The 14,456-nt window shown below is 70.2% G+C and carries 2 protein-coding genes (1 of these 2 running past the window's edge); one reads left to right on the top strand and one right to left on the bottom strand.

Annotated elements, in window-relative coordinates; translation table 11 throughout:
* A protein-coding gene (locus NY1_RS08630) for a non-ribosomal peptide synthetase (protein WP_067710259.1) crosses the window boundary here: on the top strand, positions 1-13,027 show its 3' portion. The gene continues 31,676 nt to the left of window position 1, outside the view; the window shows 13,027 of its 44,703 coding nt (coding positions 31,677-44,703); its start codon lies off the left edge, out of view; it ends in the stop codon at positions 13,025-13,027.
* 253 nt (positions 13,028-13,280) lie between these two features.
* On the opposite strand, the gene NY1_RS08635 is transcribed toward NY1_RS08630, so the two are convergent.
* Entirely contained in the window at positions 13,281-14,438 is a 1,158-nt protein-coding gene (locus NY1_RS08635) for a GDSL-type esterase/lipase family protein (RefSeq protein ID WP_233434255.1), read from the bottom strand.
* Positions 14,439-14,456 lie beyond the last annotated feature (18 nt).

Raw genomic sequence — 14,456 nt, forward strand, 5'->3', positions numbered from 1 at the left:
AGAGGTCCCGCTGGCGGTCAAGATGTTCCGGGTCGAGGATGCCGAGACCGAAGAGCACGTGCTCGCGTTCACCGTCCATCACGTCTCCGCCGACGGCTCCTCCATGGGCCCGATGGCGCGCGACATCATGGCCGCCTACGTGGCCCGCGCCAATGGCGAAGCGCCGCAATGGCAGCCGCTGCCGGTGCAGTACGCCGACTACGCGCTGTGGCAGCGCGAGGTGCTCGGCGACGAAACCGATCCGGAATCGATCGCCGCGCAGCAGGTCTCGTACTGGACCCGCGCGCTGACCGGCCTCCCGGATCAGCTGGAGCTGCCCACCGACCGGCCGCGCCCGCCCGCGCAGTCGTTCCACGGCAAGGCGCTGCGCTTCGATATCGATCCCGAGCGCCACGCCAAGCTGCACGAGGTGGCGCGCGCCAACAACGCCTCGCTGTTCATGGTCGTGCACGCGGCCCTGGCGGTGCTGCTGGCGCGGCTGTCCGGCACCGACGACATCGCGGTCGGCACCCCGATCGCGGGTCGCGGCGAGCGCGAACTCGACGATCTGATCGGCATGTTCGTCAACACCCTGGTGTTCCGCACCCAGGTGGACGCGGGCGCGACCTTCGCCGAACTGCTCGCCGAGGTCCGCGAACGCGACCTGGAAGCCTTCGCCAATGCCGACGTGCCGTTCGAGCGCCTGGTGGATGTGCTCAACCCGGTCCGTTCCACCGCGCGCAATCCGCTGTTCCAGGTCGGCCTGTCCTTCCAGAACCTGGCCGAGACCGCGTTCGAACTGCCGGGACTGCACGTCAGCGCGGTGCAGTTCGAATCGCAGCTGGCCAAGACCGACCTGCACGTGACGCTCTACGACCGGTACGCCGAGGACGGCGCGCCGGCCGAGATCCTCACCGAATTCGGTTACGCCACCGACCTGTTCGACGAATCGACCGTGCGGTCGTTCGCGGACCGGTTCGTGCGGGTGCTGGACGCGATCATCGCCGACGGCTCCATCACCGTCGGTGAGATCGACCTGCTCGACGAGACCGAGCACGAGCGAATCCTGCGGCGCTGGAACAACACCGCGCACGAGCTGGACGCGGTGTTCCCGAACGCCGCTGCCGCCACGCTGGTTTCGCTGCTCGACGCCGCCGTCGCCGCCGATCCCAAGTCGACCGCGATCGTCGCCGACCACGGCGACGACAGCGAACAGCTGACCTACCGCGAGCTCGACGCCCGCGTGAACCGGCTGGCGCGCGAGCTCATCGCGCGCGGCATCGGCACCGAAGACCGGGTGGCCCTGGCCATTCGCCGTTCGGTCGATCTGGTGGTGGCCATGTACGCGGTCGCCAAGGCCGGTGCGGCGTACGTGCCGATCGACCCGGATCAGCCCGCCGAGCGCGTCGGCTACATCCTCGAGACGGCAGCTCCGGCCGCCGTGCTCACCACCGCCGCGGCCGGTTTCGAAACCGAGCTGGCCACGGTGCTGCGCATCGACGAACTCGACCTGTCCGGGCACTCGGATCAGCCGGTCACCGATGCCGACCGCATCCGGAAGCTGACCCCCGCGAACACCGCGTACGTCATCTTCACCTCCGGTTCCACCGGCCGCCCGAAGGGTGTGGCGCTGCCGCACGCCGCCGTGGTCAACCAGTTGCTCTGGAAGGTCACCGAATTCGGCCTCGACCCGGCCGACGCGGTGCTGCTGAAGACCGCCGCGACCTTCGACCTCTCGGTGTGGGAGTTCTGGTCCGCCGCGGCCTGCGGTGGCCGCCTGGTCATCGCCGCGCCCGACGGGCACAAGGATCCGGCGTACCTGAACGAGCTGATGGCGCGGGAATGGGTGACCACCCTGCACGTGGTGCCGTCCATGCTCGACGCCCTGCTCACCGACGGCCTGCCGGATTCGCTGTGGCGGGTCCTGGCCATCGGTGAGGCGCTGCCCGCGCCGCTGGCCCAGCGCATGGTGCGCGAGCATCCGCGCACCGAGCTGTTCAACCTGTACGGCCCGACCGAGGCCGCGGTGTCCATCACCAACCACCGGGTCACCGAACGCGACGAGCAGACGGTGTCCATCGGCTCGCCCGAATGGAATTCCCAGGTGTACGTGCTGGATTCGCGCCTGCGGCCGGTGCCGGTGGGCGTGTCCGGCGAGCTGTACCTGGCCGGTGCGCAGCTGGCGCGCGGCTACTACGGCCGCGCCGACCTGACCTCGGATCGGTTCGTCGCGAACCCGTTCGCGGACAACGGTTCCCGCATGTACCGCACCGGCGACCTGGTGGCCTGGCAGGCCGACGGAGAACTGGAATACCGGGGCCGCACCGACTTCCAGGTGAAGATCCGCGGCTTCCGCATAGAGCTGGGCGATATCGAATCGGCGCTGCTGCGCCTGGACGCGGTCGCCTCGGCCGCCGTGGTCGCGCACACCGATCCGGTACTGGGCGATCGCCTGGTCGCCTACGTGGTCGGCCAGGACGGCGAACCGGACAAGCAGCAGTTGCAGACCGCCCTCGCCGCCGAACTGCCGTCGTACATGGTGCCGTCGGTCTTCATGCCCCTGGACGCGCTGCCGCTGAACGCCAACGGCAAGCTCGACCGGAAGGCATTGCCGGAGCCCACCTTCGAGAAGGCGGTGTTCCGCGCGCCGGTCACCCCGATCGAGCAGATCGTGGCCGGTGTCTTCGCCGACGTGCTGCGTGTCGAATCCGGTCGCATCGGCCTGGACGACGACTTCTTCCAGTGGGGCGGCAACTCGCTGCTCGCCACCCAGGTGGCCGCGCGTCTCGGCGAGGCGCTCAACACCCGGGTGCCGGTGCGCCTGATGTTCGAGGCGTCCACCGTGGCGGCGCTGGCCGCCCGGGTGGAACAGGACGCCGGGGCGGGCGGCCGCAAGGCGCTCGTCGCCGGACCGCGCCCGGAGAACATCCCGCTCTCGCTCGCGCAGCAGCGCATGTGGTTCCTCAACCGCTTCGACCAGCAGTCCGCGGCCTACAACGTGCCCGTCGCGGTGCGCCTGACCGGTCTGCTGGATGTGGAGGCGCTGCGCGCCGCCATCGCCGATGTCGTTGCCCGCCACGAGATCCTGCGCACCGTCTACCCGCAGACCGAGGACGGCGCGGTGCAGGTCGTGCTGCCGCCGGCCCAGGCCGTGCCGCAGCTCGAGGTGCGCACCGTGGCCGCGGACGATGTCACCGCGGCCGTGGTGGAACTGGTCTCCACGCCGTTCGACGTCACCGCCGAGGTGCCGTTGAAGGTGGCGCTGTTCCGTATCGAACCGCCCGCCCCGGAGGTCACCCCGCAGTCCAAGGCCGCCGCCCTGGCCGCGGCCTACACCTTCGACAATGCCGATATCGCCCCGACGGGTCAGTTCCCGGCCATCACCGGCGACACCGCTCCGCCCGCGGAATACGTACTGGCGCTGGTGATCCACCACATCTCCGGTGACGGATCCTCGGTGGCCCCGCTGACCCGCGATGTGATGACCGCCTACGCGGCCCGCTCCATCAAGCAGAAGCCGGGCTGGGCGGCGCTGCCCGTGCAGTACGCCGACTACTCCATCTGGCAGCGCGAACTGCTGGGCGACGAGAGCGATCCGGAATCGCTCGCCGCCAAGCAGGTCGCCTACTGGCAGCAGGCCCTGGCCGACCTGCCGGATCAGCTGGACCTGCCTTCGGATCGCCCGCGGCCCGCCGTGCAGTCCTTCGCCGGCGGCAAGGTCGAGGTGCGCATCGACGGTGAAATCCACCGGGCGCTGGTCGATCTGGCGCGCGCCGAGGGCGCGACGCTGTTCATGGTCGTGCACACCGCCCTCGCGGTGCTGCTGGCCCGCCTGTCCGGCACCGACGACATCGCCATCGGCACGCCCATGGCCGGTCGTGGCGAAGCCGTGCTGGACGACATGATCGGCATGTTCGTCAACACCCTGGTCTTCCGGACCCGGGTGCGGTCGGGCGCGTCGTTCACCGAACTCCTTGCCCGCCAGCGCGAAACCGACATCCAGGCCTTCGCCAATGCCGACGTGCCGTTCGAGCGCCTGGTCGAGGTGCTCAACCCGGTGCGCTCCACCGCGCGGCACCCGCTGTTCCAGGTCGGCCTGTCGTTCCAGAACCTGGCCCAGTCCAGCCTGGAACTGCCCGGCCTGACCGTGGCCGGACTCGATGTCGATTCCGGGATCTCGCAGTTCGACCTGCACCTGATCGCCACCGACCGGTACGACGAAACCGGTGCGCCGGTGGGCATCACCGGCATCTTCACCTACGCCACCGACCTGTTCGACGGGCCGACGGTGCAGGGCTTCGTGGATCGCTTCGTGCGCCTGCTCGGCGAGATCGTGGCCGCACCGGCCACGGCCGTCGGCGACTACGAGATCCTGGCGCCGGCCGAGCGCGCCGAACTGGTGCTGGCGCGCAACAACACCGCGCATCAGCTGGGCCGGGCGGCCACGCTGCCGTCACTGCTCGATTCGATGGTCACCGATATCCCGACCGCGGTCGCGCTCATCGGACCCGACGGCGCGGTGCTGTCCTACGGTGAACTCGGCGATCGGGTGAATCGCCTGGCGCGGCATCTGATCTCGCTGGGCGTCGGCCCGGATCAGCGGGTGGCGCTGGCCTTCCGCCGTTCGGTGGATCTGGTCGTGGCCATGTACGCGGTGTCCGTCGCGGGCGGCGCGTACGTGCCGATCGATCCGGATCAGCCGGCCGATCGCACCGGCTACATCCTCGAAACCGCCGCTCCGGTCTGCGTGCTCACCAATGCCGACGCGCAGCTCTCGACGCCGGTCGCGCCGGTGGTGCGGATCGACGAGCTGGATCTGAGCGAGGTCTCGACCGATTCGGTGCGGGACGCGGAACGCCTTGCGCCGCTGCGTCCTTCGAACACCGCCTACGTCATCTTCACCTCCGGTTCGACCGGTCGCCCGAAGGGCGTGGCGGTGCCGCACGCGGCCATCGTCAACCAGTTGCGCTGGAAGACCGCCGAATTCGGCCTCAGCGTCGACGACGCGGTGCTGCTGAAGACCGCGGCCACCTTCGACCTCTCGGTGTGGGAGTTCTGGTCGGCGGCCGTTTCCGGTGGCCGCCTGGTCATCGCGGCGGCCGACGGCCATCGCGACCCGGTGTACCTGAACGAGCTCATCGAGCGCGAGCGGGTCACCACCCTGCACCTGGTGCCGTCCATGCTGGACGCGCTGCTGGTCGCCGCGCCGGACCACGGCGGCGTGCGCTCGCACACCTTGCGCCGGGTGCTGGCCATCGGTGAGGCGCTGCCCGCCGCGGTGGCGCAGCGCTTCCGGGCCGCCAACCCGGGCGCGCACCTGTTCAACCTGTACGGCCCGACCGAGGCCGCGGTGTCCATCACCACGCACCTGGTCACCGACGCCGATCAGGGCTCGGTCGCCATCGGCCTGCCGCAGTGGAACAGCCGGGTGTACGTGCTCGACGAGCGGCTGCATCCCGTCGCGCCGGGCGTGCCCGGTGAGCTGTACCTGGCCGGTGAGCAGCTGGCCCGCGGGTACTTCGGGCGCTCCGACCTCACGGCGGATCGCTTCGTGGCCAACCCGTTCGGGACGGCCGAGCGCATGTACCGCACCGGTGACCTCGTCGCTTGGAACGCGGGCGGCGAGCTGGAGTACCGGGGCCGCATCGACTTCCAGGTGAAGATCCGCGGCTTCCGCATCGAGCTCGGCGAGATCGAGGCCGCGCTGCTGGCGCTGCCGGAGATCGCGCAGACCGCGGTGCTGGCCAAGTCCGATCAGCGCACCGGCGACCGCCTGGTCGCCTACCTGGTCGGCACGGATATCGATGTGGCACAGGTGAAGTCGGCGCTGAACGCCGCGCTGCCGTCCTACATGGTGCCGTCCGCCTTCGTGGTGCTCGACGCGCTGCCGCTGAACGTCAACGGCAAGCTGGATCGCAAGGCGCTGCCGGAGCCGGAGTTCGAGGCCGCCGCCTTCCGCGCGCCCGCCACCCCGATCGAGGAGATCGTGGCGGGGGTGTTCGCCGAGGTGCTCGGCGTCGAGCGGATCGGCGCGGACGACGACTTCTTCGCGCTCGGCGGCAACTCGCTGCTGGCCACCCAGGTCGCCGCCCGCATCGGCGCGGCCCTGGACGCTCGGGTGCCGGTGCGCGCGCTGTTCGAGGCGTCCACCGTGGCCGGCCTGGCCGCCAGGGTGGAACAGCACGCCGGTGCGGGAGATCGCAAGGCGCTCACCGCCGGACCGCGTCCGGACCGGGTGCCGCTCTCGCTCGCCCAGTCGCGCATGTGGTTCCTGAACCAGTTCGACACCGCCTCGGCCGCCTACAACGTGCCCGTCGCCGTGCGCCTCACCGGCGCGCTCGACGTGGACGCGCTGCAGCGGGCCGTGGGCGACGTGATCGGCCGCCACGAGACGCTGCGGACCATCTACCCGCAGGTCGACGGCACCGCCGCGCAGGTGATCGTGCCGGTGGCGCAGGCGATTCCGGATCTGACCCCGATCACCGTCGCCCCGGCGCAGGTGCTCGACCGGGTCGCCGGACTGGTCACCACCGGATTCGACGTCACCACCGAAGTGCCGTTGCACGCCAAGCTGTTCCGGGTCGAGGACCCCGAACAGCCGGACGCCGTCGAGCACGTGCTGGTGTTCGTCACCCACCACATCACCGCGGACGGCTGGTCCATGGGCCCGCTCACCCGCGACGTGATGGTGGCCTACGCCTCGCGTGCCGCCGGCACCGAACCGGGCTGGACGCCGCTGCCGGTGCAGTACGCGGACTTCAGCATCTGGCAGCGCGAAGTGCTCGGCGACGAGGACGACGCGACCAGCCTGATCTCGGCCCAGGCCGAATTCTGGCGCGGCGCACTGGCCGACCTGCCCGACGAGCTGAACCTGCCCTCGGATCGGCCGCGCCCGCTGGCGCAGTCCTTCCGCGGCGGCCGGGTGCTGTTCCCGATCGACAAGGAACTGCATCGCGGTCTGCAGCGCATCGCGCGGGCCAATAACGCGACCATGTTCATGGTCGTGCACACCGCCCTCGCGGTGTTCCTGGCCCGCCTGTCCGGCACCAGCGATATCGCCATCGGCGCGCCCATCGCGGGCCGCGGCGAAGCCGAGCTGGACAACCTGATCGGCATGTTCGTCAACACCCTGGTGCTGCGCACCGAGGTGAACGGCCAGGACGGTTTCACCGAACTGCTGGCCCGGGCCAAGGACAGCGACCTGAAGGCGTTCGCGCACGCGGACATTCCGTTCGAGCGCCTGGTCGAACTGCTCAACCCCGAGCGGTCCACCGCGCGGCATCCGCTGTTCCAGGTGGCGCTGTCGTTCGAGAACCTGCCCGACAGCTCCTTCGAGCTGCCCGGACTGCGGGTCGCGGCGGTCGATTTCGAGAACGAGGTCGCCAAGTTCGACCTCATGCTCACCCTGACCGAGGCGCGCGCCGACGACACCGACGCGGGCATGTACGCCGAATTCGGTTACGCCCGTGACCTGTTCGACCAGTCCACGGTGGAAGGGTTCGCGCAGCGATTCCTGCGCCTGCTCGGCGAGATCATCGCCGCGCCGCGTAAGGCCGTCGGCGATCTCGAGATCCTGGAGAGCGACGAGCGCACCGACCTGATCGCCCGCACCGGCGGTCCGGCCATCGCGCCGCGCGTACTGCCGGACCTGCTGGCCGAGGCCGTCGCCAACAACCCGGTCGGCGAGGCGGTCGTCTTCGACGGCCAGGCCCTCGGTTACGCCGAACTCGATGCCGCCTCCTCGCGCCTGGCGCGGGTGCTCATCGAGCGCGGCGCCGGACCGGAAACACGGGTCGCCGTGGCCATCCGGCGCTCGTTCGAATCGGTGCTGGCCATCTGGGCCGTCGCCAAGTCGGGCGCGGCGTTCGTGCCGGTCGATCCGTCCTACCCGGCGGACCGCATCGCGCACATGGTCAACGACTCCGGCGCGGTGCTCGGCCTCACCGTCGACGCCGAACTGGACGGGCTGCCGCCGGTCAAGAGCCTGGCCGGCTGGATCTCCCTGGACGATCCCATCGTGCAGGCCGAGATCGCCTCGCACTCGGCCGAACTCGTCACCGACGCGGAACGCTGGGGCGTGGTGCGGCCGGAGCACGTGGCCTACGTCATCTACACCTCCGGCACCACTGGCATGCCCAAGGGCGTCGTGGTCACCCACTCGGGTCTGGCCAACTTCAGCACCGAGCAGATCGTGCGCTACGACCTCGATTCCGGTTCGCGCGCACTGCACTTCGCGTCGCCGTCGTTCGACGCATCGGTGCTGGAGTACCTGCTCGCCATCGGTGCGGGCGGCACCCTGGTCATCGTCCCGCCGGGCATCTACGGCGGCGAGGAACTGGCCGAGCTGATCAAGCGCGAGCGGGCCACGCACGCCTTCATCACCCCGGCGGCGCTGGCCACCCTCGATCCCAAGGGCCTCGACAGCCTGCGGGTGCTGGTCGCCGGCGGTGAAGCCGTCCCGGCCGATCTGGTCGAGAAGTGGGCGATTCCGCTGGCGGACCGCACGATTCGCGCGTTCCACAACGGTTACGGTCCGACCGAGACCACGATCATGACGAATATCAGCGATGCGCTGACCCCGGGCGATCTGGTCACCATCGGTGGCCCGATCCGCGGTATGCGGTCGCTGATCCTCGACAGCCGGTTGCGGCCGGTGCCGGTCGGCGTCGCGGGCGAGCTGTACCTGTCGGGTATCCAGCTCTCCCGGGGCTATCACGATCGCCCGGGTCTGTCGGCCGAGCGGTTCGTGGCCAACCCGTTCGTGGACGGCGAGCGCATGTACCGCACCGGTGACGTGGTCCGCTGGACCCCCACCGGCGAAGTGGAGTACGTGGGCCGCAACGACTTCCAGGTCAAGGTGCGCGGCTTCCGCATCGAACTCGGCGAGATCGACGCGGCGCTGGCCTCGCACGAGAGCGTGGACTTCGCGGTCACCGTCGGCCACAAGACCGACGCCGGGGCCACCATCCTGGCGGCCTACGTGCTGCCGGTGGCGGGACGCTCCATCGACATTCCGGCGCTGACCGAGCACATCGCCGGTCGCCTGCCGGAATACATGGTGCCGACGGCCATCACGGTCCTGGACGCCATCCCGCTGACCCCGGTCGGCAAGCTGGACCGGCGGGCGCTGCCCGAACCGGTGTTCACCGCACGCGATTTCCGCGCCCCCGTCACCGAGATGGAAGCGCTGCTCGCCGAGGTGTTCGCCGACGTCCTCGGCCTGGAGCAGGTCGGCGCGGACGATTCGTTCTTCGCGCTCGGCGGCGACTCGATTCTGTCCATCCAGCTGGTGTCGCGGGCCAAGGCGCGCGGCGTGGTGTTCTCACCGCGCGACGTGTTCGAACAGCGCACCGTGGCCGGACTGGCCGAAGTGGCCACGCTCGCGGGCGATTCCACCCAGCAGCGCCTGGCCGAACTGCCCGGCGGCGGGGTCGGCGACATTCCGCTGACGCCGATCATGCACGCCATCCTGTCGAGTGGTTCGTCCTACGAACGGTTCTCGCAGTCCATGCCGCTGCGGCTGCCGGACGGCATCGACCGGGCCACCCTGGTCGGGGCCATCGAAGCGCTGTACGACCATCACGACGTGCTGCGCTCGCGCCTGCGCGGGAACGCCACGGACGGTTTCGAATTCGAGGCGCTGCCCAAGGGCGCGGTCGACGTCGACGCCCTCGTGCATCGGGTCGAACTGCCCGGCGACATCTCCGACGAGGGGCTGACCAAGGCGGCCAGCGTCGAATTCGACGCGGCGCTCGGCCGTCTCGATCCGGCGAACGCGGCCATGGTGCAGTTCATCTGGTTCGCCTTCGGCGCGACCGAGGAGGGCGTCATCGCCCGCCGCGATGTGCTGCTGATCGTCGCGCACCACATGGTGGTGGACGGCGTCTCCTGGCGCATCCTGATCCCGGACCTGGGTCTGGCCTGGTCGCAGCTGGCCTTCGGGCAGCCGATCGCGCTGCCCGAGACCGGCACCTCGCTGCGGCGCTGGGCGCACGCCCTCGTCGAGCAGTCGGCGTCGGCGGAGCGCGTCGCGGAACTGCCGTTCTGGCAGCGCGTCACCGAAACCCCCGACCCGCAACTGGGTTCGCGGGCCTTCGATCCGGCGATCGACACCTTCGCCACCGTGGAGCGTGTCGAGGTCTCGGTGCCGGCCGCTATCACCGACGCCGTGCTGACCTCGCTGCCGGGGCTGTACCGGGGCGGCGTCAACGACGGGCTGCTGTCGGCGCTGGCCATGGCCGTCGCGCGCTGGCGCGGCGAGACCGCGGGCGGTTCGGCGCTGATCAAGCTCGAAGGCCACGGCCGCGAAGAGGAAATCGTGCCGGGCGCGGACCTCTCGCGCACGGTCGGCTGGTTCACCGCCGCCTTCCCGGTCCGCCTGGACCTGGACGGGGCCGATCTCGCCGATGCCTTCGAGGGCGGAAAAGCCCTGGGCGACATCGTGAAATCGGTCAAGGAACAGCTGCTCGCGCTGCCCGACAAGGGGCTGGGCTGGGGCATGCTGCGCCATCTCAACCCCGAGACCGGCGCACAGCTGCGCGATGTCGGCCAGATCAGCTTCAACTACCTGGGCCGCGCCTCCGCCGGTTCCGTGCCCGAGGGCATGGCCGATGTGGGCTGGGTGCCGGTGGACGATCTGGGCCGGCTCGACGGCGAGATGGACACCGACATGCCCGCCAACGCCACCCTCGACATCAATGCCATCGTCACCGACGGCGAGGACGGCCCGCAGCTGGGCGCGTCCTTCGCCTACCCGACCGGGCTGCTCGAGCGCGAACGGGTACAGGAGTTCGCGGACCTGTTCGTGGCGGCGCTGACCGCGCTGGCCACCCACGCGCAGCGTCCCGAGGCCGGCGGCTTCACGCCGTCGGATATGAACCTGGTGCAGGTGACCCAGTCCGATATCGAGGTCTGGGAGCGGGCCTACCCGAATCTGGCCGACGTGTGGCCGCTGTCGCCGCTGCAGGGCGGTCTGCTGTTCCACGCCATGCTCACTCAGAACACGGTGGACGTCTACACCATCCAGGCGCTGCTCGACCTGGCCGGCACGGTGGACACCGAACGCCTGCGCGCTGCCGCCCAGGCCATCCTGGACCGGTACCCGAGCCTGCGGACCGCCTTCGTCACCGACGCGGACGGGCAGGCGCACCAGGTGGTGCTGGACAATGTGGAAGCGCCGTTCCGGGTGGTGGATCTGACGGATCTGCCGGAGCCGGAACGCAATCCGCGCATGCGTGAGCTCATCGACGCGGACCGGGCCGACCACTTCGACCTGACCGTCGCGCCGCTCATGCGGTTCATCGTGTTCCGCGTGGCCGAAGACCAGTGGCACCTGGTGATCACCACCCACCACATCCTGGTGGACGGCTGGTCCATGCCGCTGCTCATGCGCGACCTGCTGGTGCTGTACGCGGTGCGCGGCGACGTGTCCGCGCTGCCGCGAGTGGCGTCCTACCGGAACTACCTGGCCTGGCTGGCCGGGCGGAACCGGCAGGAATCGCTGGACGCGTGGAAGCGCGCCCTGGCCGGGGTCAGCGAGCCGACCACGCTCGCACCCGCCCCGCGCAAGGACGAGCAGTACGAAATCGGCCGCTACACACTGGATATCGACGCCGAGCGCACGCGCCAGCTCACCAAGCGGGCGCAGGAACTGGGCGTCACGCTGAACACGCTGGTGCAGACCGCGTGGGCGGTGCTCATCGGCCGCCTCACCGGGCGCAGCGATGTGGTGTTCGGCGCGACCGTGTCCGGCCGCCCGGGCGACCTGGCGGGCGTGGAATCCATGGTGGGCCTGTTCATCAACACGGTGCCGGTGCGCATCCGGGTCGATGACCGCCTCACCATCGGCGGGCTGCTCGAACGCGTCCAGCACGATCAGGCCGATCTGCTCGAGCACCATCACATCGGGTTCAGCGAGATCCAGCGCCTGGCCGGACCGGGCGCGGAATTCGACACCCTGGTCGTGTTCGAGTCGTACCCGGTGGACAAGGACGCCATCGCGGCGGCCAGCTCCATCGACGGCATGTCGGTCAACGGCGTGGGCATCAACGACAACACCCACTACCCGATGAGCCTCACCGTCATGGCGGGGGCGACCATCGAGATCGCGATGCGGTACCTGGACAGCCGGTTCACCGCCGAAGAGGTCGAGATCCTCGCCGCGCGCCTGAACCGGGTGCTCGATACCCTGCTCGGCGATCCCAAGGGCCTGGTCGGCGACATCGACATCCTCGACGAGAACGAGCGCGCTCGGATCCTCGCCGAAAGCACCGTCGTCGCAACCGATTCCGAAGCGGCGCGGGTCGGCAACCGGACCGTCGCGAACGTGCTCGCCGAGGTCGTCGAAGAGGATCCGCAGGCTCCGGCGCTGCTGGCCGACGGCGAGGAAGTGGCCTACCACGTCCTCGACCGCCGCAGCTCGCAGCTGGCGCGCCTGCTCATCGACCGCGGCGCGGGCCCCGGCGACATCGTCGCCATCGCCCTCCCGCACTCGGTGGACTCGGTGGTGGCGGTCTGGGCGGTTCAGAAGGCCGGTGCCGCGGCGCTCTTCGCCCAGGGCCTGTCCCTCGGTGAAATCCTCGCCGCCGGAGCCAGTTTCGGCATCGCCGAAGAACCCGTCGAGGGCGCCGTGCGCTGGCTGGTCCCCGCCGACCCGGCCGTCAAGGCCGACCTGGCGGCCCGCCCCTCGCACCCGGTCTCCTACGCCGACCGCGTCCGCCCCCTGACCGAAGCCGACCCGGCTTTCGTCTACAGCGCACCCGACGGTTCCTGGGCCACCCTCACCCAGGCCGAAGCGCTGGACCGGGCCACCGCGCTCCGCACCGACCACGAGATCGACTACGAATCCACCACCTTCACCACCGCGGCCACCGGCCGCCCGGCGGTGGACGAATTCCTGGTCTCCGCCACCGCGGGCGCCCTCTCGGTACTCCCCACCGGCGACCTGGCAACCGACCTCGACGAAGGCGAGGTGACCCACTGGTTCACCACCCCCGCCGACCCGGTTGACCAGGCCGGGGACGAGATTCGGGTGGTTGCCGAAGGCTGATCGACGTACTCGCCGGTGACTGGCACAGCGTGCCCGTCACCGGCGTTGTGCTATCCGGGGCAACCGCGCTGACCTGCGTATTCGGTGCTCCAGGAAGAAGATTCACGGCTACTCGGACCGGTGGTGCCAGGGGGCGCGAAATCGGGTAGCGGACTACTGCCGCTTTTCGGGCGGGGGCTCGCCAGGCTGGACGGGCGGGCAGATGCCGGGACCGAGCCACCCGGATCTGCCCGCTTTTCGTCGAGAAGCGGGGTTAATGGGCTCCGGCGAGACCAGGCCGCGGGGTCAGGGTGAGAGCGGTCAGATCCACCGATGCGGCGATGGCGTCGTGGCCGGCGTCATTGAGATGCATGCCGTCGAAATCGAATTCGGGGCGGATGAAGTCCGGGCGCTCCGGATCCTCCACCGCCGCGGCGGGATCGAAGACGGCATCGAACACGTCGGTGCCGCGCAGCCACTCGTTCACCTGGCGGCGCACCGGAATTCCCTCGGCCACATTGAGATTCGGGTAGTAGGCGCCACCGAACGGGCCGATGGTATTGGCGTAGATCGGCAGCCCGGCCGCGTGCGCCAGCCGTGCCAGCTCCGTGTACCCGGCGATGAGCTGCTCGGCGGGCGTGGTGGCATCGTCCAGGATCAGGTCGTTGATCCCGAAGTTCACCCACACCGCCGCCACGCCCGGCACTGCGAGCACATCCCGCTCGAACCGCGCCAGCCCGCGCTCGCCGATCTGATCGGTCACCAGCCGGTTCCCGCCGATGCCCTGATTCACCGCCCAGCCCAACGGCAGTCGCGCGTTCAGCCGATCCACCGACCGCCGGTTCGCGCCGTGCGTGGAACCGACGCCCTCGAACCAGGAGTCACCGAACGCGACCAGCACCGGCGTCCCGGCGTCGGCGAGGACGTCCACGCCGGTCAGCACGAATCGGGAGGTGTGCTCGGCGGCGTCGGGCAGGGCGATCGCACCCGTCCGGTCGCCCGCCGCGATCCAGCTGGTTTCCACCGGGATGTGCGCGAAAGCGGTGTCGCCCGTGGCCGCCGGGAAGTACAGGCTGACAACCACATCCGTGCCCGCGGTCACCGGCAGCTCGACCGGATCGCTGATCGCGTCCCCGTGCGCCGGAATCCGCAGCTCGGCCGCGCCGTCGAACAGCAGTGCCGCATCCGTCTCCGCCACGATCGCATTGCCGCTGTCGCGCACCGCGATCCGCGCCGACCCGATCACCAGTTCGTGCTCGGAGTACCGGTTGGTCAACCGCACCCGCACCGCCGACCCACCCCCGGCCAGATGCGCCACCTGCCGCACCGTCTCCCTGTCGAATCCACGCGGCGCGGCCAGTCGAATCCGCTCCGCCGGATTCACAAGCGGCGCCCGGAACCCGGCCACCCACTGCCGCTGCGCCTCGCTCATCGGAACCTCCATTAGTTG

The sequence above is a fragment of the Nocardia yamanashiensis NBRC 100130 genome (genome assembly GCF_001613325.1).
Taxonomy (GTDB): Bacteria; Actinomycetota; Actinomycetes; order Mycobacteriales; family Mycobacteriaceae; genus Nocardia; species Nocardia yamanashiensis.